14 protein-coding genes and 1 tRNA gene are annotated in these 21,989 nt (G+C 44.2%); 4 read left to right on the top strand and 11 right to left on the bottom strand.

The genetic code is table 11. From position 1 onward, the window contains the following. Positions 1 to 73: 73 nt before the first annotated feature. Both QUA13_RS02210 and QUA13_RS02215 read left to right on the top strand, forming a co-directional pair. Positions 74 to 1,573 (top strand): ATP-binding protein, encoded by a 1,500-nt coding sequence (locus tag QUA13_RS02210; protein WP_333196294.1) that lies wholly within the window; start codon positions 74 to 76, stop codon positions 1,571 to 1,573. Positions 1,574 to 1,867: 294 nt separating this feature from the next. Continuing rightward, positions 1,868 to 2,956, top strand: a complete 1,089-nt coding sequence (locus tag QUA13_RS02215) for a response regulator (RefSeq protein WP_333196297.1) — start codon at positions 1,868 to 1,870, stop codon at positions 2,954 to 2,956. A 103-nt stretch (positions 2,957 to 3,059) separates the two neighbouring features. Here the strand turns inward: QUA13_RS02215 and QUA13_RS02220 are convergent, their stop codons facing one another. The 4 genes from QUA13_RS02220 to QUA13_RS02235 form a co-directional block, all read right to left on the bottom strand. Beyond that, a complete protein-coding gene (locus tag QUA13_RS02220) occupies positions 3,060 to 5,666 on the bottom strand; it encodes a PAS domain S-box protein (protein WP_333196299.1) in 2,607 nt (868 codons plus the stop codon). Next, positions 5,663 to 6,058 carry a response regulator gene (locus QUA13_RS02225; protein WP_333196301.1) on the bottom strand — a complete coding sequence of 132 codons (396 nt, stop codon included), beginning with the start codon at positions 6,056 to 6,058 and terminating at the stop codon, positions 5,663 to 5,665. The genes QUA13_RS02220 and QUA13_RS02225 overlap by 4 nt, the downstream gene beginning before the upstream one ends. 127 nt (positions 6,059 to 6,185) lie before the next feature. Beyond that, positions 6,186 to 7,622 (bottom strand): response regulator, encoded by a 1,437-nt coding sequence (locus tag QUA13_RS02230; protein WP_333196303.1) that lies wholly within the window; start codon positions 7,620 to 7,622, stop codon positions 6,186 to 6,188. Beyond that, the gene (locus QUA13_RS02235; protein WP_333196305.1) at positions 7,615 to 10,485 is read right to left on the bottom strand and encodes an ATP-binding protein; all 2,871 of its coding nucleotides are present in this window, start codon (positions 10,483 to 10,485) and stop codon (positions 7,615 to 7,617) included. The genes QUA13_RS02230 and QUA13_RS02235 overlap by 8 nt, the downstream gene beginning before the upstream one ends. A 368-nt stretch (positions 10,486 to 10,853) precedes the next feature. Between QUA13_RS02235 and QUA13_RS02240 the strand changes: the two genes are divergently transcribed. Continuing rightward, positions 10,854 to 10,926 (top strand) — tRNA-Arg (locus tag QUA13_RS02240). Between the two features lie 72 nt (positions 10,927 to 10,998). On the opposite strand, the gene QUA13_RS02245 is transcribed toward QUA13_RS02240, so the two are convergent. From QUA13_RS02245 to QUA13_RS02270, 7 genes are all read right to left on the bottom strand, one after another. Beyond that, positions 10,999 to 12,615, bottom strand: coding sequence for a diguanylate cyclase domain-containing protein (locus tag QUA13_RS02245; RefSeq protein ID WP_333196306.1), 1,617 nt, complete (start codon positions 12,613 to 12,615; stop codon positions 10,999 to 11,001). Positions 12,616 to 12,620: 5 nt separating this feature from the next. Further along, entirely contained in the window at positions 12,621 to 13,436 is an 816-nt protein-coding gene (locus QUA13_RS02250) for an alpha/beta hydrolase (protein WP_333196307.1), read from the bottom strand. A 178-nt stretch (positions 13,437 to 13,614) separates the two neighbouring features. Further along, a complete protein-coding gene (locus QUA13_RS02255) occupies positions 13,615 to 14,025 on the bottom strand; it encodes an EAL domain-containing protein (RefSeq protein WP_333196439.1) in 411 nt (136 codons plus the stop codon). Positions 14,026 to 14,318: 293 nt separating this feature from the next. After that, the gene (locus QUA13_RS32660) at positions 14,319 to 14,519 is read right to left on the bottom strand and encodes a diguanylate cyclase domain-containing protein (RefSeq protein WP_445242668.1); all 201 of its coding nucleotides are present in this window, start codon (positions 14,517 to 14,519) and stop codon (positions 14,319 to 14,321) included. A 353-nt stretch (positions 14,520 to 14,872) separates the two neighbouring features. Continuing rightward, positions 14,873 to 16,435, bottom strand: a complete 1,563-nt coding sequence (kaiC, locus tag QUA13_RS02260) for a circadian clock protein KaiC (protein WP_333196309.1) — start codon at positions 16,433 to 16,435, stop codon at positions 14,873 to 14,875. A gap of 340 nt (positions 16,436 to 16,775) precedes the next feature. Then, positions 16,776 to 17,090, bottom strand: coding sequence for a circadian clock protein KaiB (kaiB, locus tag QUA13_RS02265; RefSeq protein ID WP_172190796.1), 315 nt, complete (start codon positions 17,088 to 17,090; stop codon positions 16,776 to 16,778). Positions 17,091 to 17,279: 189 nt separating this feature from the next. Then, positions 17,280 to 18,221, bottom strand: a complete 942-nt coding sequence (locus QUA13_RS02270) for a circadian clock protein KaiA (RefSeq protein WP_333196310.1) — start codon at positions 18,219 to 18,221, stop codon at positions 17,280 to 17,282. Between the two features lie 396 nt (positions 18,222 to 18,617). On the opposite strand from QUA13_RS02270, the gene QUA13_RS02275 reads away from it, so the two are divergent. Beyond that, positions 18,618 to 21,848 carry an ATP-binding protein gene (locus tag QUA13_RS02275; RefSeq protein ID WP_333196312.1) on the top strand — a complete coding sequence of 1,077 codons (3,231 nt, stop codon included), beginning with the start codon at positions 18,618 to 18,620 and terminating at the stop codon, positions 21,846 to 21,848. Positions 21,849 to 21,989: the final 141 nt, after the last annotated feature.

Genomic DNA, 21,989 nt, shown 5'->3' on the forward strand with positions numbered 1-21,989 from the left:
TGGCAAGGGAAAGCAAAAAAGTTTAACCTGAGATGGGTAGAGAGAAAATTTTACAGTCACAAACGTATAAGCTATGTGGATTAAGATTCTGTTAGTAGAAGACAATCCTGCTGATGCTGATTTGCTTGCAGAACTGTTAGAAGTATCTGTGGGCGTCCAGTGGGAACTGGTGTCTGTTGAGTTCCTGCATGAGGCGATCGCACAACTGTGTAAACAACCCTTTGATGTAGTTTTGCTCGATCTTTCTTTGCCGGACAGCCGCGGTTTGGAAACCCTAACTCGCCTGCGAGAAGTTGCCCCGGATACGGCAATGGTGGTAATGACAGGCTGGGACGATGAAGCGATCGCACTTGAATCAGTTCGCTTGGGAGCTCAAGATTACATTGTTAAAGGTCAAATTACTACTCAATTATTAGTGCGGACGATCCGCTACGCGATCGAACGATCTCAAACATTTCAAATGCTGCGAGAAAGCGAGCGGCGTTTTCGGGCGATTTTTGACTCTTCGTTTCAGCTAACAAAGCTGCTGACTCCCGAAGGAATCGTGCTAGAAGTGAACGAGACAGCCCTCGATTTTGCCGGATTGCGATCGGAGGATATTGTGGGTCTGCCGATTTGGGAAATGGCGATTTGGGGTCAGTCGCAACAGGTTTGCGAACAATTGCAATGCGCGATCGGCAAAGCAAGTCGTGGCGAGTTTTTCCGCAGCGAAATCGACTTGTTAGCCAAAAGTGGTCAAATTATGACAGTTGATTTCTCACTGAAACCTGTTAAAAATGAGACAGGACAAGTTTTGCTCTTGATTGCTGAAGCCCGTGACATTAGCGATCGCAAACGAGCAGAAGCCGAAATTCTCAAAGCACTCGCACGAGAAAAGGAACTTTCAGAACTGCGAGCTAAATTTGTCACAATGGTTTCCCACGAGTTCCGCACCCCCTTGACAACCATCCAATTTTCGGCTGGATTGCTGCAAGATTACAGTTTTCAGTGGTCACAAGAGAAAAAAGCTACTCATTTTGTGCGGATTCAATTAGCCATTAAACGCATGACAGAGTTATTAGAAGATATCCTCGTAATTGGCAAAATCGAAGCAAATACGTTGCAGTTTCAACCGATTTCCTTAAACCTCGAAAAATTTTGCCGTCAACTGGTAGAAGAGCAGCAGCTCAACGACAGCAACCAACACCCGATCACCTTTCAACATGAAGGTGGCAACTGCGACGCTCAAATGGATGAAAAACTCCTGCAGCAAATCTTGGGAAATGTCCTCTCCAATGCCCTCAAATATTCTCCCGTCGCCAGTACAGTTTGCTTGCATCTCAAGTGTCAAAACAAAGAAGCTGTTTTCCAAGTTCAAGACCAGGGTATCGGGATTCCTCAAGCCGATCTAGAGCGGATATTAGAAACTTTTTACCGAGCTACCAATGTCGGCACTATTTCGGGCACAGGTCTTGGTTTAGCAATTGTGAAAAGGGCTGTGGAGCTTCACGGTGGCCAACTCGCGATCGATACTCAAGAAGGAAAAGGCACAACTTTCACTATTACCTTGCCTTTAATTTGCGCTAGCATATAACAACTGAATTATAGCAGAAGGCAGAAGGCAGTTCATCAACAGATTTGCTTTCTTCGGATGTAACGGATATAACCGAGGTCACCAACAAGGCTTTAGTTATCTAAGACAGAAGGAAAAAGCAATCGACCGCATAGGCAAAGGGCCATTAAGAACGTCCTCAGCGTCTTGGCGGTTGCTATATCAACTAAAAACATCCGCAGGTTAAGGATCGATTAAGTTCATAAATAAACAAATTTGTCAACTGTCGTAACGCAGGTTTTTTAAACAAACTATTAACTAAAAGGAGCAATAACCGTGGCAAAGATTTTGGTAATTGAAGACGAAGAATCGATTAGAGAAAATATTTTAGAGTTGCTCGAAGCCGAGAATTTTGAAGGAATTGGAGCGATTAACGGCAACGTCGGCATCAAACTGGCGATCGAACAAATCCCAGATTTAATATTGTGCGACATGATGATGCCGGAAGTTGACGGTCACTGCGTCCTCAAAGCTTTGCGTTCCGAACCTCTGACTGCCACAATTCCGTTTATTTTTCTCACAGCAAAAGCCGATAAAAGTGACGTTCGCACGGGCATGGAACTGGGAGCAGACGATTACATTACTAAGCCTTGTACGCCGCAAGAACTGCTCAAAGCAATTGCTATTAGACTTGAAAAACAGAAAACAATTAGCAGGCAATCTCAAAAAACGCTAGACGAATTGCGCACCAACATTAGTATGTCGCTCCCCCACGAATTGCGGACTCCTTTGAATGCAATTATGGGTTTTTCCGAGCTAATTTTGTCAGAATATCATGTCTTAGAGGAATCAGATATCTTAGAGATGATCGGTCAAATCCAAACTTCCGGCCATCGCTTGTACAGGCTGATTCAGAACTTTTTGCTGTATGCAGAACTGGAGATAGCAGCCACAAATCCCGAACTGCTAAAGGAGATGCGCAATAGCGAATTTAGCTGCGTAAAATCTTTGCTGACTCAAAAAGCGCGGCAGCAAGCGAAACACGCGAATAGAACAGACGATTTACAATTAAATTTGCAAGATTCGTCGGTGGCTATGGATGCTATCAGACTCACAAAAATTGTTGAGGAACTATTGGACAATGCCTTCAAATTTTCTTTAGAAGGAACGCCGGTTTTCTTAAGCACTTTGGTGGAAAACCAGACTTTTGTTCTATCTGTAAAAGACCAAGGCCGCGGCATGACTGCCGATCAGATTGCACACCTAGAAGCTTACAGACAGTTCGATCGCAAACTTTACCAACAAGCAGGTTTAGGATTGGGTTTGGCTATCGTTCAACGCCTTGCAGAATTGCACGGAGGAGGATTTAAAATAGAAAGTTTGCCGCAGCAAGAAACAATAGTTTGCGTTTTTCTGCCTGTCTAAACAATGATTATACCAGTTTCAAAAAAGAAGACAACTGTAGGCAAAGTCCAAATCCTTATGGAATAAATCATTCCCAATTATACAATCTAAATCTAAAATGGTATTATGCACGAGCGATCGCCCCTTTGAGACACCGCTGCATATAGATTTGAGCTACCTTATCCTTAGGGTTGATTTCCAAGCACGCCGAAAACAATCTTTTAGCTTCGACACACCTGTCACTATTGTAGAGTACCAAAGCTTGCTCAAAGATTGTCTTTGTCTCTAACTTTTTCAGTCGTAACTCTGCCGGATCGGCCGAAAATACTTCATAAACTGTTACCATTCGCGATTTGCCTTTAACTTTGACGCGATCGATCAACCTAAAATCATAAATATCGTTCAACTGTATAAAAGTATTGTGAGTAATTAACATCGAAACTCCATACTCTTTAGTCAAACATTCCACGCGGGAGGCTAAGTTTACCGCATCGCTAATCACCGTGCTGTCCATCCGGCTTTGACCGCCAACCGTGCCTAACATCAAAGAACCCGTATTGATTCCAATGCCAATTTGCAGCGGCGGGCGATCGGGTCTATTGCGACTAATATTATACTCGTTAAGGTGTTCTAGCATAGCAATTCCAGCTTTCACAGCATTGTCAGCACTGCCATCAAACAGCGCCATAATCGCGTCGCCAATGTATTTATCAATAAAACCAAAATTGTCAGTAATTGCAGGTTCCATCCGCGACAAATAAGCATTAATAAATTGAAAATTTTCTTCGGGATTCATTGTCTCAGAAAGAAAAGTGAAATTGCGAATATCTGAAAACAGCACCGACATTTCTTTCTGTACTTGATCGCCTAATTTTACTTCCAGAATACTTTCATATCCCAGAAAGTGGAGAAATTCGTGCGGCACAAACCGCCCGTAAGCATCTGTTAATTTTTCTTCCGCTGCTAAAGCTTTTTCCAACTCGTCTGTGAATTGGCGGCGCTCGGTTTCTACCTCTTGACGTTCTGTGATGTCTTGAAAAGCTGCGATCGCGTAAACTATGTTTTTCCGTTCGTCGTAGATTGGAGTCGCCCAAACCTCGATCGGCACACTCCTATCCGACCCATGAATTTCTAGATCGTCCATACGCACAAATTCTCCCCGCAACGCCCGAATAATCGGTTGGCGATCCCTCGGATACAATTGATTAGTTCCAGCGTCGTAAAAATGATAAGCTTCTGGAAATTGCTCAGTAACCACATCAGAAATTAAACCTTGGGCTAGTATCCTTTCGCCCCAAGAATTCATATAAAAAGGTTTACCCTTACCATCCACAACAAATATGCCCACAGGCATCGCTTCCAGGAATTGAGTCAATCGGCTTTCGCTTTCTGACAGCGCCTCGTTTAACTTTTCTTCGGCTGCCAAAGCTTTTTCTAAATCATTAGTAAACTTGATTCTTTCCAATTCCACCTGTCTTTGCAAACTAATATCCTTAGCAAAACCCTGATAGTAAAGCACTTCACCGTTAGCATCACAAACTGTGCGCGCATATTCAGAAATCCAGATAATGCTGCCATCTCGACAGTAAACCTGAGACTCAAACTCACACAGAGTACCGTGCTGTTTCATCAGCGCCAGAAACTCTTGACGGCGGTTTGGTTCCACGTACAATTGCTGCTGAATATCATTAATACTTTCTATCAATTCTGACGCGGAATCATAACCGTAAATTTCCGCAAGAGCAGGATTCGCACTAATAAAAAGTCCCTCTGGCGTCGTCTGAAAAATACCTTCGAGAGCATTTTCAAATATCCCGCGATACTTCTCTTCAGCTTGAATTAGCGCCGCTTCAGCTTCCTTGCGTTCAGTTATGTCACTAAAAGCAATAATCGCATAGGAAATGTCGCCTGTAGAATCATAAATTGGAGTCGCCCAACTCTCTACAGGAATAATCTTATTAGCTGTACGAATTTCTACACTCTCAGTCCGCACATTTTCGCCCCGAAGTGCCCGCATAATTGGCAAGTCTTCCACGGGGCATCTCTGATTAGTTCCGGCTTTATAGAATTGATAAATTGCTGCTTTTTGCTCTGAATTAATATGCGGCACAGTGCCTTTGCCAAATACATCCCGCGCCTTCTGATTAGCGTAGAAAGATTGCCCGTTTGCATCAAGTACACACACGCCCAAAGGGATAGCTTCTAAATATTGCGTCAAGCGGCTTTCATTTTCATGGAGTTTGGCAATCAGCATTGCCTGCTTGCGGCTTAATTTTACCAACTCCTGATTCATTTCCTGAAGTTCTCTTTGTTTTTCAGCTAATTGTTTATCTTGAAAATATCTATATATTGCCTCAGTAACAGTTAATTTTAAGTCATCACATTGCCAAGGTTTAGGTATGTATCGGTACAATTTAGCATAGTTAATAGCATTGGCTACCGCCTCCAAATCTGCCTGCCCTGTCAGCATAATCTTGAGACAGTTTGGCGAGATAGCATGAACGTTCCTTAATAGTTCGTCTCCTTTCATATTAGGCATGATATGATCCGAAATAACCAAAGGAACTTCATACTGTTCTGCTAAAAGTTCTGACAGCAACTCTAAAGCTTCTTCGCCACTTTGGGCCGTTTCAATTAAATATTTATCTTCAAAGGCTTTTAGCAGGTCTATTTCCAGACTATCGAGTATAGTCTGCTCATCATCAACACAAATAATGACGGGTTTTTTCATAAATTTGCTAAACCAGAATTAATCGCTTCAATTAATTCTTGATTTTCCCAAGGTTTTTGTATAAAAGCATGAAGATTTGCTTGAATTTTTGTTCGTTCGATTGCTTCTTTGTCTGCTTGTCCCGTCAGCATCACTTTCACAATTTGCGGATATTTTTGATGAATTATAATCAGCAGTTCATCTCCTTTCATTCCGGGCATCAACCAATCAGAGACAATCACTAGAATGTTAACATCAGCTTCACATAGCTCTTCAATAATCTCTAGGGCTTCGGCCGCACTTTCAGCAAATTCGCAAATATATTTACCGTTAAATGCCTGTTGCAGTTCAATTTCCAGACTTTCCAATACCCCTACTTCATCGTCAACGCACAAAATTGCTGGTTTAGACATCGCTAGTTTCCTTCTTTAGTGTGGCAGAGTCAACCCCGATGGGTAAGCACACCGTTTTCCAAATTCTACATCCCGCGCGGTTAGACTGCAAATTTTTAGCCCCAGACTTCAGTCTGCGGCGCTTTACCTACTCCGTTAAATTAATCGGCAAAGAGACTGTAAATGCTGTTTTACCGGGCACGGACTCCACATCAACTCTACCCTGATGTTTTTCAATTATTTTTTTGACAATATCCAATCCCAACCCGCTGCCTTCTCCCGCAGGTTTGGTAGTAAAAAACGGCTCAAAAATTTTCATAAAAATCTCCGGTTGAATCCCCTTACCGCTGTCAGTAATTTTTACTAGGATATTGGTATCTTGCTCTACCACGTCAAGTGTTAAAGTTCCTTGATTGTCCATCGCTTGTAAGGCATTGTGAATTAAATTTGTCCAAACTTGATTGAGTTCGTCGGGATAACACAGTACCGCAGGCAATTGAGATTGATAGTTTCGGACGACTTCTACACCCTGCTTTATCTGGTTCTGATAAAGAGTTAATACAGTTTCAATTCCCTCGGTAATATTCACCTGTATTTTTTCCCCATTTACATCGTAACGCGAATAATTTTTTAGGGCAAAGACGACTTTTGCAGCGCGTTCAGTAGCGGTAGCGATGGTTCGGGCGCTTCTGTGAATGCTAGCAAAGTCATAGGCTGTTTTTATAATATTTTCGCTGTCAGGATCTTTGAGCAACGGCAAGAATTGTTGCAGATTTCCATGCAATCCGATATTGACTAAAATGCTAGCAATGCTGTCAGCATTGTCAATCCCTTCCGACTCTAATTGCTGCTTCAGGTCTTTTTTCAATCCCCGTTTTTCTCGCGTAGATAAAGAGTAAGTTTGTTGGCTGGAACTGTACATCAAACTCACGAAATCCTGCTGGCGTTCGGTTGACAGTTCTTTGAAAAAAACTGGCAAACTTTCGAGATTGTTATCCAAAAAGCTGGTAATATTTCCAATAGACGATCGAATCGCCCCCAGTGGCGTATTAATTTCGTGAGCAATGCCCGCAATTAATTGCCCTAAGGCGGCCATTTTTTCCGATTGCACTAATTGACTTTGAGTAGCTTGCAGTTGGTCTAAAGTGACTGTCAGTTCATCGTTTTTCTGTTGGAGCTTTTTTTGCAACTGGCAGATTGCTAAATGGGTTTCTACCCTAACTAGAACCTCTTCCACGTGAAAGGGCTTGGTAATATAATCTATCCCGCCCACAGCAAAGGCTTTGACTTTATCTAGTACGTCATTAATCGCGCTAATAAAAATCACCGGAATGTCGCGAGTGCGTTCATCAGCTTTGATTTTTTCGCAAACTTCGTACCCATTCATTTCGGGCATCATAATATCCAGCAAAATCAAATCGGGAGGCATACCTTTTGCCGCCGAAAGCGCTAACTCGCCGCTAGGTACGGGGCGGACTTTATAGCCCTTGCCATTCAAAATTCCGGCTAGGAGGCGCAAATTAGCTGGGGTGTCGTCAACTACTAAAATATTACCGCGATCGGTGCTGAGAAGGTCGTTATTCATTTGATATTCTTTGAGAGATTAACTTTAAAACTTTGTCGTACTCGAAATTTTCTATACAATTCGCGATCGCACCAGCCGTTACAGCATCTTTTAATCGAATTTGCTCGATAGAGCTATCAATTAAATCCATATCAGCATTCAGTATCGCCAGCTTTAAATCAGCTACCAGCGAGTCAGGCAATTTCACGAAATCAGCCGCAGTAATTGCGCGATCGCCCTCTTTGATGCCCAATAAATTACCTTGACCCGGATCTTCATAAAGATAGCGCACTCCGATATGTTTGTGCATAGCATCAAAAATATCCGCTTCCCGGAAAGGTTTCCGCATAAAAGCATCGCAGCCCGCCGATAAGATAACTGCCCGTTCTTCCTCCAAAACGCTCGCAGTCAGTGCAATTATCGCAGTAGCTTGACCTTTAATAGTGGTTTTAATGTATTGCGTCGCTTCGTAGCCGTCCATCACGGGCATTCTCATGTCCATCCAAATTAAATGCGGTTCCCAACTGTCCCAAATCTCAATAGCTTCTTGACCGTTAGTAGCTTCTTTCAGTTCAAAACCCAGAGGATGAAGAATTTTAATTAACAGTTGGCGGTTGAGCGGTTTATCGTCTACTATCAAAATTCTATAGCTGTGTTGGTTTGGTTCCAGGGCAATAACATTGCGGGTCGGTTTTCGGCTTTCAATATCAGCCGCATCGACCGCAATAACTTGAATGTCAAACTTAAAATTACTTCCCTTGCCAACAGCAGAACAGACACTCATTTCGCCGCCCATTAATTCCACAAATTTGCGGCTAATTGGCAATCCCAAGCCTGTACCTTCTTGCGAATCTTTGCCTGTCTTGGTTTGGACGAAAGCTTCAAAAAGATTGTCTAATTCATTGGTGGCAATACCGGGGCCAGTATCTTCGACTTCAAAATGGAGGAAGAAGGAAGAGGCAGCTTCTGCTTCGTCATGTTTGGTGGCAAAAATTGCGTTTTTAGATTGATTTAATTGGGAAAATTCCAGATTATTACTGGCGGAAACTTCTCTATTATTTTTTAATGATACTGAGAGATAAAGATTTTCCTCTTCTCTATTCTGATTTCTGCCTGATGACTGCTTGCTAACTCTGACCGATACACCGCCATTCTCGGTAAATTTAAGAGAGTTATTGAGCAGATTAATTAAGATTTGCCGCAACTTTAAATCGTCAGTTTCTACGAATTGTGGCACCTCGGGACTGCGCTCAAAAACTAACTGCAAATGCTTGTCATCTGCTTTGAGTTGAAACATATCTTCCAAGTCGTTGAGAAGGCGATAAAGGTCAATTTTTTTGTGATTGAGGGTAGTGCGCCCAGATTCAATTTTAGATAAATCTAGTACGTTATTAATCAGGGTGAGTAGGTGTTCTCCGCTGCTGCTAATTATGCTAATATTTTCTTGATGTTCTAAAGATAGAGTTTGGCTGCGAGTCATCAGTTGGGAAAAGCCGAGAATTGCATTGAGAGGCGATCGCAATTCGTGGCTCATGTTAGCAAGGAAGGTGCTTTTAGCTTGATTTGCTACTTCCGCTTTGTCTTTAGCTACAGCCAATTCCGCCGTCCGCTCATGCACTCGGTGTTCTAAAGTTTCAAAAGATTGTTGCAGTTGTTGAGCCATGCTGTTAAATGACTTGGCTAATTCCCCCAATTCGTCGGATCGTTCGCTTTCTACTGTTTGGTTCCATTCACCTTTAGCAATATTTTTGGCGGCTGTATTTAAGCTCAATATAGGATTTGTCACCCACCGAGAAGTCAGAATGCCGATCGCCACAGCTACTCCTAAAGCTGCAAAACAAAGCAAAACCGCTGTGCGGGTATTGGCATCGATTTCTTTGGTGAAATCTGCTTCGGGAACAACTACTACAATCAGCCAGTCTAAACCTTTGCCGTCTTGGAACGGCAGGACTTTTAAAAGTTGTCGCTTGCCATCTATTTCAAATTCCAATAACTCTGATTTTTTAATTTGGTCTAATTTTTGAAACTGTGCCGTCAAATATTTAGCTGTCGCTTGAGTAAAAGGGTTGCTGCTTTCTTCCACTTTAAACAATTGTTTTTGATTATCTTTGGTGCGAAATGGTTTTTCGGTGGTGGAAGTTGCTAACAAAGTACCCTGGCGATCGATAATAAATGTTTGACCGGATTTGCCAACTTTGAGACTGTTGAGAAATCTCCCAAGATGGTCGAGACGCAAGGCAGCACATAATACTCCTTCTAGCTGATATTTTTCGCTGTATACTGGTTGGAGAGCGTTGATAATTAATGTCGGTTCTAGTAAGGAAACAAAAACCGAACTCCAAGTTGGTTTACCTGATTTTACTGCACTTTTGTACGCAGGATGCTGTCGGTTATCAAAATTTTTTACAACGGTAACAAGTGTAGTGCGATCGCCGTTTTTATCTGTATTATAAGAATAAAAATTTAACCCCGTAGATTTCTCTATCACATTAATCGTTCGGGAACCGTTAGACAGTTGTTCGCCGGATCTATAATCTCCGTTCTCGTTGCCAACCGAGGTATAATTGATATAGGGATATAATTGTACTTGCCGCCAAAGATATTTCTCCCAAGCTGATAAGTTTTCCATCTTTAACAACCCGAGCTTGACAGCATCCAGCTTAGTTTGATTGATTTGATGGGGAGTTTTCAGGTAAACTTGCAGGTTTTGCTCTACACGCAAACTCACCTCGTTCATTAACTGACTGGCAAGGTTATTAACTGCTTTTTGTCCGTTTCTAAAAGACAGATATCCTACGAGTCCCACGGCTCCCACGATTTGCAGTACAAAGGGAACTATGAGAACAGTTCGCAGCGGTAATTTGTCTAAAATTTTAGAAACCATAAGATTGAGAGGTGTGGTGAACTTAGTCTACAACCGTATTTGCACAACCGGTCTTAACAGCAGCACCATTTATTTACTGCCGATTAGCTAGGAGGAATTGATGCGGGCTATTTTAGCTGTGGTAGATGCTCGACCCCGATCGAATGTGAACCTAATGTTTGCTAGATTAAAGTCTATTATTTTACCCATTGTCGTATTATTGTGACCTTTTAGATAAAATTTGCAGTCTCTGGGTTCGAGAAGTACCTGATATCCGATCGCGCAGGCGAGTTGAACCCGCATGGGTCAAGCGGTTTGCAGTCAGGCCAGGAAATTTGCGATCGGCACTCGCCATTTTCCGCAACACGTGTTATACTCAGAAAAGTCGAGGGCACGTAGCTCAGTGGATAGAGCATCAGGTTCCGGTCCTGAGGGTCGGGGGTTCAAATCCCTCCGTGCTCATTTAAATTTATAGAATGACTGACTTGGAGAGACAGAGGACAAATTTTTGTCCTCTGTCTCAATTATTGTGATTTAAGCGTCAGTGTCAAAAATCGAATCGCCGCTGTAGTCGCCGATCCCGGACTGATTGCGCCCCTGTTCCTTGGCACGATAGAGTGCACGATCTGCGATCGCAATTAAGTCAGCCGATGATAGTTCCGAAATCGGAATCAAGTTGGCGATACCCATACTAATAGTAACTAGGTCGCTCACATCAGAGGTTTTGTGAGGAATATTTAAAGCTTGAATAGCAGCGTGAATCCGTTGCGCCACCGAACTCGCTCCTTTAAGATCTGTATTAGGCAAAATGATGCCAAATTCTTCCCCGCCGTAACGCGCCACCAAATCCGCCGGACGGTACACCACCTCTTGCACAGTCTGAGCAAGTTTGAACAGACAATCATCCCCCATTTGATGACCGTAGCAATCATTATAACGTTTGAAATAATCCACATCAAATAACAAAAGAGAAATAGGTTTTTGTTCGCGGTAGAGCCGCTCCCATTCACGCTCTAAGCGGTCATTAAAACAGCGGCGATTAGCAATTTGAGTCAGCCCATCAATATTTACGACTTGTTGTAAGAGGTGAGTAGCGCGGGCTAGTTCTTCGTTAGAGAGTGCAAGTTGTTGATTAATTTCTCTCATGCGCGCTTGTGCCTGCTGCCTTTCTGCCAATTCCTCCTGCAACTTCTCAAAAACATCTGCTTGTTTAATGGCGATTGCTAACTGATTAGCAATTTGTTTAACAAGGTCAACTTCAAATTCTTCCCATTGCCGAGGAGCAGAACATTGATGAATACATAACAACCCCCACAAATCTTGTCCATTGAGCAACGGCGCAACTAAATTAGCCCGAACCGGAAATTGTTTCCAAATATCTCGGTAACAGTGTTGAAGGTCAATATTATTGATATCTTCTACTACCTGCATTCTAAATTCTTGATATAAATTAGGGTAGAGTTCACCACAAGAATGGTCGTTAAATTGATTTCTGCTTACCAATTTACATCCTTCGCCTACGGATTCTGAAACAAACTCACCATATCCCAATTTACTGTCAGGATAGAACTTAAATATGCCGACGCGCTCGGCATCAAGAAACAGGCGAATCTCCTGCGAAGCAATCTCAAAAATTGTACACAAATCAAGAGATTGACGGATGTGTTGAGTAATTTCTTGAAGTAATATAGCCTTGTCGTACTGTTTCCGCAGAGCTATTTCCGCTTGCTTTTGGGCGAGAATAGCTGCCTCTGCTGCTTTTTTTGCTTTAATAATTTCACCTTCGTACATGATACGCTGGCGGATACAGATCAAGATGCAATCGTTGACGAAGTTTTGTCCGTTCTTCCGACGCACAGCGTTGATCAGCATGGGTATATCACTACCCTGCTTTGACCTTAATGAGAAGTAAATTTCCTCTACTTTACCGTGGAGCTTCAACAGGGGGAAGAAATGGGTTTGAAAGAAAATCCGGCTGGCGGTCGGCAGAATGGAATCCATTTTCCGTTCCCGCAGTTCATCGGTTTCGTGTCCGAGTAATTGCAGTAATGTGGCGTTGACCATTACGATCGTACCATCGTCAGTAAACGAGAGGAATCCACAGGGTGAAATGTTGAGTAGCTCGTCTATGTGGTCGGTCATGTTTGCCATACAAATCAGGTAGTATGAGTTACACTCAAATACTCCTTAATCATCTCGATCGTCTCTTGTGGATGACTCATGTGCGGGCAATGTCCCGTAGCTTTCATCAGCCCTAGCCTACTTTTAGGCAGGTGGCGGTGGAGGTAATCCCCTACCTCGGTGGGAGCGATCACGTCATCAGCACATTGCAATATCAGTGAAGGTACTGACACCTTGGGTAAATCACTGCGATTGTCCGAGTAAAAAGTCACCTCGGCAAAGCGACTTGCAACCACCGGGTCGGTGGAGCAAAAACTTGCCTCAAGCTCATCACTTAACTCAGGACGATCCTGATTCTGCATCACAATTGGCGCCATAAAGCTTGCCCAACCAATGTAATTTTTCTCCATGATATCGAGGAGATCCTCAATATCTTTGCGCTCAAAACCTCCGTAATAATTTGGTAAATCATTAATGTAGCAGGGTGAAGGCCCTAGGAGAATCAGGCGATTAAAGTAATTAGGAGCTTGAATTGAGGAGAGAAGACCGATCATACTGCTGACAGAATGGCCGACAAAAATCACATCAGTCAAGGCTAATTCTCTACAGATATCGAGGACATCCTGAACATAGCCATAGAGGTCGCTGTAACGTTCAGAACTGTAGGCACTAATATCAGATTTTCCAGAACCTACATAATCAAATAGGATAATTTTGTAGTCCTTCTCGAAGGCCTGTGTCACGAAACGCCACATATTTTGATCGCACCCAAATCCATGAGCAAACATCAGGGTCTGGGTGCCTTGTCCAAACACTTTTATATTATTCCGCAAAAAAATATTTTGAGTCATGTGATCGACACGAGCATTAAGTTGATTATAAGACTTTTGGGCGCTTTTATAAGGATTGCTGATCCCAAATAGGGATAGACAACAATTCAGGATGTCAGATTAATTGAGTGGCAACCTCAGCACGGACAGGCGGGCTAAACATATAACTCTGACCGACTTCACAGCCGAGCACTTGTAACTATTGCAATTGCGCTGGGATTTCAATTGCTTCGGCTATTGTGCTCAGATTTAAGCCATGTGCCATTGCAAGTAGGGCTTTGTCAATTCCGCGATCGCTCGGAGCGCTGGCTAAATCGTGCACAAATGAGCGATCGATCTTGAGCGATTTCACCGGAAAATTTTTCTGGTAGTTAAAATCAGCATAGCCAGTCCCCAAATCATCGACATAAATCCGAATATCACGCTCTGATAATAGGGTTAAAACATTGTATGTAATGTCAAAATTAAGCATGATTGCCGTTTCGGTAATCTCTAGCTCTAGATATTTCGGATTAATATCGGTGCGCTCAAGAATGCGATCGCTCTTAGTGATTAAAGTTAGTTGGATGAGTTGACGTGCCGACGGATTTACCGCGATTTTCTGAAAAATTAGTCCGGCTCCTAGCCCCTGCTGATATTGTCAACAAGCTTGGTCTAAAATTTATTTTCCCAATGGCAAAATCAATCCTGTTTCTTCGGCGATGGGAATAAATCCATCGGGAGGAATCCAACCTAGTTCATGAGAATGCCATCCTAGGATAACTTAAACACCAGCAAGGCTACTTATTTGCAAATAGAGCTGAGTTGATAATACAGCAAGCATTCGCCTTCCAAGCACAATTCAAGCGATTTTCGATCGCCAATGGCGAGGGTATTCGATTCGGGCGAAGGTATTGTTACTGTCTAAAAACTATAGGTATTGCGCCCTGATCCTTTAACACGATTTAGGGCAATATCTGCATTGTTGAGCAAGGTATCAACATTCATTGCATCTTGTGGATATAGGGAGATATCAATACTGCTAATGACGTGTAAATAATGATTTTTGATAATAAAATTAGTTCTAATGTTTTTGTATAGGCAATTCCCCGTGGTTCCCCTAATCTAGGGGTAGTAGGGATAGGTACTACGCGGCACTAAGCTGCTAAGTCAGAAAGATTTTCTGTTATGTTCAAAAGTCGGATGGGGACAGGATTTTATGATTTTTGAGATGTCATTGAAATATACAATTTAGAGGCACAACAGCTTACCCCTAGATTTTTACCACAACCTATTTAGTGCGATTGCTATAGCAAAATGGGCTTATTCAGAAGGCAATAAAAGCTCATATTTCAGCAATTAAGAACCTCCCAAACATTGTCGCGGTTGCTATAAATGTTCACAAACTCCTCAAATTAAAAAAGTTGGGTTTCCTAGCTCAACCCAACCTCATTTTAACGACGAATCACTGCGAACTCTCAAATATCCTCATCCTCTTGACCTTGTACACCCTGGAGAATCCGCGATAGCTCATTCTTCTCATTAATGGTAATCCGAGTCGGAGAACCGCTAATAATCCGTTCGTAACCACGGAACGAATCTTTAATTTGTGGCCCTCTTTCAGTAATCGTGTATTCCCGAATCCCTTTGTCGTGCCACGAACCGCGCATCTTAAAGACATTAATTGCCCGGGACATTTCTCCTCGGATCTCTACATACTGCAGCATAATAATCGTGTCAGTAATCGTAGAAATATGGGAGTCCGTAATCGAATTAGAACCCATAAACTGGTCGCTTGTATTCGTAAAAAAGCCAGTTATTTCTTCCTGCTTCGCAAAACCTGTCACTCCGATCACAAATTGCCTGAAAGCATTATTGCTGACACCCCTAGCTAAGGCCGACAGCGAGTCTATAGCAATTCGAGAAGGTTTGAACTCAGCAATTTCTGATTTAATAGTCTGCAAGTGGTCTTCCAAACCGGCAGATTCCGGGTAAGTACACAGCAGCTTTAGCAGTCCTTTCTGTTCCATTTCCTCAAAATCAATGCCCCAAGAATAAGCATTGCGGAACAACTGAGCCCGCGACTCTTCATAGGCAAAAAGCAGCGCCCGATTGCCGTTCATACAAGCATTCTGCAAGAACTTGCTCACCAACAGCGTTTTGCCGGTTCCCGTTGCACCCGTAGCCAAAATAATCGAGTCTTTGAAGAAACCGCCACCGCACATCTCGTCAAGAGTTTTATCGCCCGAAGAAACCCGCACGTTTGAAGACTTTTGAGTTAATCGCATCGCCCCCAGTGGAAAAATATTAATTCCGTCATTAGTCATAGTAAAAGGATATTCGCCCTTCATGTGAGTTGTACCCCGCAACTTCAAAATTTCGATGGTGCGGCGGCGGCGTTCTCCTTCCAATACGTTGCGAACAATCACCACATTATCCGACACAAACTCTTCCACTCCAAACCGAGCTACCGGGCCGTATTCTTCCACCCGTTCCGTAGTCATAACTGTAGTTGCTCCTACTTGTTTGAGGCGCGCAACTAAGCGAAAAATTTCTCGGCGCACTACAGATGCAGCGTCATATTGCTGAAATACGGCTGTCACCGAATCTATAGAAACCCGCTTGGCTTTGTACTTGCGAATGGCGTACTGAATTCGCTCGATTAAGGCTGACAAATCAAAATTTCCTACGATATCTTGACCTTCAGGATCGGGGGAAGCATCCAAAATAAATAGCTTGCCTTCATCGATTAGCTGTGCGAGATCCCAACCGAAACTGCAAGCATTTTTAATAATATCTGTCGGAGATTCTTCAAAAGTTACGAACACTCCAGCTTCGTCAAAATGGGTAATTCCGTTATAGAGAAATTGTACGGCAAATAAAGTTTTTCCCGTTCCTGACGTGCCGCTGACTAGGGTGGTTCTGCCGACCGGCATTCCGCCGTGACTGATGTCATCGAAACCCTCAATCATCGTGCGAATTTTTTCAACTCCTGCCGTTACCAATCCTTGTCGTTGAACCGTTTGACTAATTTCATTCATGTCGATTTTTGTCAACTCTCAGTATTCTTTAGTTGTCACTCATTAACCGCCGATCATGAGTCTTTGTACCCAGCTTTTAGTTTTGGCTCTTGCTCAATAACTAATGACTGCTGACTGCTGACTAATGACCCCGCCCAAAAACAGATACCGTGCCACGTACTCCTGTCGTGGAGAGATCAAAATTTTAGACTCTTGTTCAAGCTCCCAGATGCATCTGTGGAGTAAATCTAAAATCTCAAATCGTTCGACTGAGCGCGACTCGACGGCTAGACTGAGCGCTCGCCGAACGTCTCACGCCGAAGTCTCAAATCTAAAATCGACTGGCTCTCACCTGATTATCTTATGAATTCAGGTCTTCTTCGCGAAGTTCTTCATAGAGCAAATCTAATCCTATCAGAACTTTCTCGCGATCGGACAAATCGCCAATAATTTTTCGCACCGGCGGCGGCAGGATTTTTGACAGCGTTGGGGTTGCCAATATTTTGTCCTCTTCTGCTAGCTGAGGATTTTTGAGAACGTCTATGACTTTCAGCGCATAGACTCCTTGAAATTCTTGTTCTAAAATGTCCTTGAGGGTTTTTAAAGCTCGCACGGAGTTGGGAGTATTCCCCGCAACGTACAGCTTCAGAACGTAGGTTTTCTTCAGAGAACTCATGAACTTTTTTTAATGTTGAGTATTAGTTGTCAGATGTTAGTTATAGTTGTTATTTCTCTTGAATCCGCTGTTCTTTGTTATTTTATAATAATTTCAGCCTCGCGATCGCGCGGCCGTTTGTCTTTTCCTTTCTTCTTTGTTAAATTCTCTTTTCTACCTTGTTTTTTCTTAAATTCTGCCCAATCCCTTCTACCTCTTACCTTGAGATGCCTCTTTCGGAATAGATCGCCTGTACATCTCGCACATATGAGCGATCGCGTCAATCAGAGTCAAGCGGTAATCGAGCAATATTTCCTCGTTGCGCCCTTCTAATTTTAGCTGTTTAGCAAACTCGTCCATCAATTCCATGTGAATTTCAACAATTTGAGTGACGGGAACGTCAGCAAAAAAAGCCAAATTCACAAATTCATCTATTTGATTGTTGACCGCAGTATCTTGAGAAAAATAATTTAAAAGGATGTGGCGATAACTTGACTTGAGTTGCTCCAAAAACTTTTGCTTATCTGATTCAGACAGATTTCGCAAAAAAATCTGGGAATTTCTTTTATAATAAATGCCCAAATATCCTAATCGCTCGCGTAATTTTTCCGCCAGTCGCCGCTGCTGTCGGCTTAGCAAACTTTGAGCAGTTAATTGGGCCGTTGCATCGACCGTTGCGGATTGGTAATTGACAGGAACCGGAGTTGAAAGTTTCAGGAATTGTGCGATCGCCCGATCGATACCTGAACCTATTTCGCTCGATCGAGCGATTGCCAGTTGCACCTCAGCAGGGTGATAAAAAAAAGCACAGCTTTCCTCTTGGCTATTGTTGGCGCTACTGGCTGCGGTCTCAAAACCATCTGAATATGATGATGGTGCTTCGGGCATTCCTTCCACCCCGGGCTGGGGCGAAAAAATCACCGCAGGCAAAAAGATCGATCGCTCTTGCAGCTTGCCCAGAAGCGATCGCAGATCCCCATCCACCTCAAAAATCAAACAATCAAGATGGTAATTCTGCTTAAGGAACCCCAAGAACTCCGCGACCGACTTAATGTGCGTTAAAGCATAGCGATCGCCCCTCAAAAGCTCGATCGCGGAGGCTGCGATTTCCTGAGAGCGGACAAAAATACCGATAGACAGTTGGGGAAGCAAAGCTGTAGGTACACCACCTAAGTTGCCCGAAAGTGCTGGATCGCTCAGAGTTGATATCTCCTTTACAAAAAACTTAACATTTTAACAATCATCTCAACATTTATTTTAACCAATCTTAACCGCAAAATAAGCGATGTACTTGCATCACAGGAATAATCGGACTGTACTCCTTTGTTTTTGTGTCAAGCACCCTGAGCTTGATTTCTGCAATTAAGCTTAAGCCTTAAAATAATTGCTAGCCGCCTCAAATCAGGTGCAGGCATCGAACTCCCAGGTTTCGGTGCAGATCCCCGGCATACTAGCAAACTGATATAAAACAAATAAGGTACAGAAATCCTCAGCTACATTACGTCTCAAAAATATTACTGCTATGTATAGCAGACTCTCAGGTTTGTTATGTCAACCACCAGCCCCAGTCTCAAAAATTTTATCGAGCCAGTGCCGCTGTGCCTCCAAACTGCGGCGCTAGAATCGCTGCAGTCAATTTTCAGATCCAGTAACTGCGATCGAGTCGCAGTAGTCAACGAACAGCTACAGCCCCTGGGATTAGTTTACCTGCGCAGCCTTTGGGCCCGCGCGACCGATCGTACAAACGACGGGCAGCAACCTTTGTCAGAAAGCCAGATCGCGATCGAACCAGTCAGGGCATTACCCGCAGCTCTGAGCGTCAGCGAATTCTGGCAGTACCTGCAAACAGAAGAACTGAACACCCCAGCCGGGCCAAGCCCCCAAACCGCCTGCTGCTCCTCAAACAGCCCGATCGCCCTCACAGATGCCGGCGGTAAATTTTTAGGAATGCTAGACAGCCTGAGCCTGCTGCAATTCGCCGCACTCAACAGCAGCTCGATCGGCAGCCTCACAGAGCCGCCAACAGCAGTCAAAGAAATCGAATTAAGGCCGATTTCCGAAGCCATCGCCACTGCCCTAGACGCTCAAATGCGCTTTCTAGAAGCAGGATTGAAACCCTCGGAAAACCTCAACTCCCTCGTCCAACTGTTGGAAAAACTGCCCCTGCCCCTGAGATTGCAAACCCCCACCGCACAAATAGTCAGCCAAAACGCAGCGTGGCGGATTTTGCTGGGAGCAGGCCCGGAACCAGTTCCAGAACCCGCAGCAAATTTGGGCAAACACTCGCCCCACAAACCCAGCCATTTAACAACCGAATACAAGAGCCTGCAGGTAGATCCCATCACCCAAGAGTGCATGAGCATAGTAGGAGCAAGTAGATCGGGCGATCGCGATTCAACCCCAGCCACCAGTTGCCCGCTGCCCTTGTACGCCGCCGCATCCCCCTCAACCTTAACCGCTCCAGCTTGGTGCCCCACTGCCGGCAAACCAGACACCTACATTTGCGAGTGCCCCGTACAAAAAGGTCAAGAACGGATCTGGCAATTTGTCAAACAGCCGCTCTCAGACAAGCTAATTTTAGTAATGGGACAAGATGTCACAGAAGAACATTTAGTCGCCAAAGAACTAGCAGCGAAAAACGCAGATTTAATCCACCTCAACCGACTCAAAGACGAATTTTTATCCTGCATCAGCCACGAACTAAAAACCCCGCTCACCGCCGTCCTCGGTTTGTCGAGCCTCCTCAAAGATAAATTGATCGGAGAACTCAACGACCGCCAAACACGCTACGCCAAACTAATCCATAAAAGCGGGCGGCATTTGATGACAATAGTTAACGACATTTTAGACTTGACCCGGATGGAAACCGGGCAGCTCGAACTAATTCCCGAACCGATAGAAATAGCAGCTACCTGCAAAAGAGCCTTTGAACAAGCAAAACAACTGCAACAGCAAGAAGAAAAAAACCCTCCGGAGCCGAGCAAAACAAACGGCGCAGCAAACGCAGAACCCTCCGCCCAAATAGAATTTACACTCGAAATAGAACCGGGACTGAGCCACTTAATTGCCGACGAACTGCGACTGCGGCAAATGCTCGTTAACCTCCTTTCCAACGCCCTAAAATTCACCGAAGCCGGCGGCAAAATCGGATTGAAAGTAAATGTTTGGGAAGGCTGGCTTGCATTCACAGTTTGGGACACCGGCATCGGCATCCCCGCCGACAAACAGCACCTGATCTTTCAGAAATTCCAACAACTAGAAAGCCCCCTCACCAGACGCTTTCAAGGAACAGGACTGGGACTGGTACTGACTCAACGCCTAGCTCGGCTCCACGGCGGAGACGTTTCGTTTATTTCCTCAGAAAACCAAGGCTCTCAATTTACCCTGCTACTGCCGCCAAATCCTCCGGGAAAGAGCGAAGAAGTCCCGGCATCTGGAGCCGCCGAGGAAGAATTATTAAAACCCCAATATCAGATTCCGATCGCCAATTCTCGCTCTCGTTTAGTATTAATAGTCGAAGCAGTTCCTAAATATATCGAAGATTTAACCAACGTCCTCTCTGGTTTGGGCTACCAAGTAATAGTCGCCCGTTCCGGCACCGAAGCCTTGGAAAAAGCCCGCAGGTTTAGTCCCGAAGCGATTTTCCTCAACCCGCTGCTGCCGCTGCTGTCCGGTTGGGACGTGCTGACGCTGCTCAAGAGCGACCCGGATACCCGATCGATTCCGGCGATTGTCACGGCCACCAGAGGCGAAAAAGAACGGGCCAGTGTCAACCGAGCCGAAGGCTTTTTGAGCTTGCCGATCGAAGAACCCGCTTTGCGGCGGCTGCTGGCCGACTCGATCGGCCACAGTAATAGCAGTACCGCCAAGGTGAGGAGTTCTTTAACTGTATTGTGGCTCAGCCCGCAAAACAGTTCCTCTCAAGGCTCCGCTTTACTCCTCAACCCCACCCACTGCCGCGTTTTAGAAGCAGACGACCTCGGCCAAGCAGAAGTCGTTGCCCGAATTTGGCGGCCCGACGCGATAGTTTTGGACGGTACGAGTCAACTGCAAAACCCCTTAGCTTTTATCGAACAGTTAAGTCGGTCTCGAAATTTGGGTTCTCTCCCCTTGGTGACTTTAGACCCCGCAACTACGCAACTGGCAAATCAAGTCAAAGGATTGTCCGTATTTCCCTGTTTGGCTACCCGCTGTCCCGACGACAGTGAAACTTCAGGTACTGGGTTGGTGGCCAGTGCATTGTGGCAAGTGATTCAAGTCGCTGCAGGCATGAGTTGGAAGCCCAGCATTTTATTTGCCGACATTTCGACTTTACCCGATTTGCACCGCACTGCTGGGGGGAACCAGACGGGAGAATTGGAAAATCGCGATCGATCGACCAATGCCCAGATTCCTAATTCCAATTCCAAGTTTTCTACTCCCAACCTTCAAGCTTTGATTCAGTACATCCAAACAGCAGGATTTCGAGGGTCGATCGCTCCCTGCTGGACTGAAGTTTTACAGCAGTTGCAATATCAAAGCGTTGACTTAGTTTTGCTGTGCTTGCGAGATGCCCCCTCAGAATCAACCGCTATGCTGCAGGCGCTGTCGAACCTCCGGGAAATGCCAGTAAAATTGCCGATTTTAGTCTGGGATTATCGGTCTGCTGTAAATTCGGAATCCGAGGCGATCGACTTTCTGCTGCAAGAAGTATCTGCCAAGATTTTGCCTTCTTCCTTGTCGGCAGCACAATTATTAGACAAAATTCAACAGACTTTATTAACTCACTCAAGTTGCTAAAAATGAAGAATTTACCCGGTTTTTAGAGAAGACTTCAGTCCTCTCTAAACCAGTAAAGAAAAACTATTATTCCTGAGTGCAAACAGAATTTGGGAACTATTTAACTGAAAACCTTGAAGCGTTGCGAGTCAGGAAGCAATA

The sequence above is a fragment of the Microcoleus sp. S28C3 genome (assembly GCF_036700785.1).
Classification (GTDB): domain Bacteria; phylum Cyanobacteriota; class Cyanobacteriia; order Cyanobacteriales; family Microcoleaceae; genus Microcoleus; species Microcoleus asticus.

Bases quoted from the DNA above. Each gene is read 5' to 3' on its own strand.
- kaiB (WP_172190796.1), bottom strand. From the start codon at position 17,090: ATGAGTTCTCTGAAGAAAACCTACGTTCTGAAGCTGTACGTTGCGGGG.
- QUA13_RS02230 (WP_333196303.1), bottom strand. From the start codon at position 7,622: ATGAATAACGACCTTCTCAGCACCGATCGCGGTAATATTTTAGTAGTT.
- kaiC (WP_333196309.1), bottom strand. From the start codon at position 16,435: ATGAATGAAATTAGTCAAACGGTTCAACGACAAGGATTGGTAACGGCA.
- QUA13_RS02275 (WP_333196312.1), top strand. From the start codon at position 18,618: ATGTCAACCACCAGCCCCAGTCTCAAAAATTTTATCGAGCCAGTGCCG.
- QUA13_RS02235 (WP_333196305.1), bottom strand. From the start codon at position 10,485: ATGGTTTCTAAAATTTTAGACAAATTACCGCTGCGAACTGTTCTCATA.
- QUA13_RS02250 (WP_333196307.1), bottom strand. From the start codon at position 13,436: ATGACTCAAAATATTTTTTTGCGGAATAATATAAAAGTGTTTGGACAA.
- QUA13_RS02220 (WP_333196299.1), bottom strand. From the start codon at position 5,666: ATGAAAAAACCCGTCATTATTTGTGTTGATGATGAGCAGACTATACTC.
- QUA13_RS02210 (WP_333196294.1), top strand. From the start codon at position 74: ATGTGGATTAAGATTCTGTTAGTAGAAGACAATCCTGCTGATGCTGAT.
- QUA13_RS02225 (WP_333196301.1), bottom strand. From the start codon at position 6,058: ATGTCTAAACCAGCAATTTTGTGCGTTGACGATGAAGTAGGGGTATTG.
- QUA13_RS02245 (WP_333196306.1), bottom strand. From the start codon at position 12,615: ATGGCAAACATGACCGACCACATAGACGAGCTACTCAACATTTCACCC.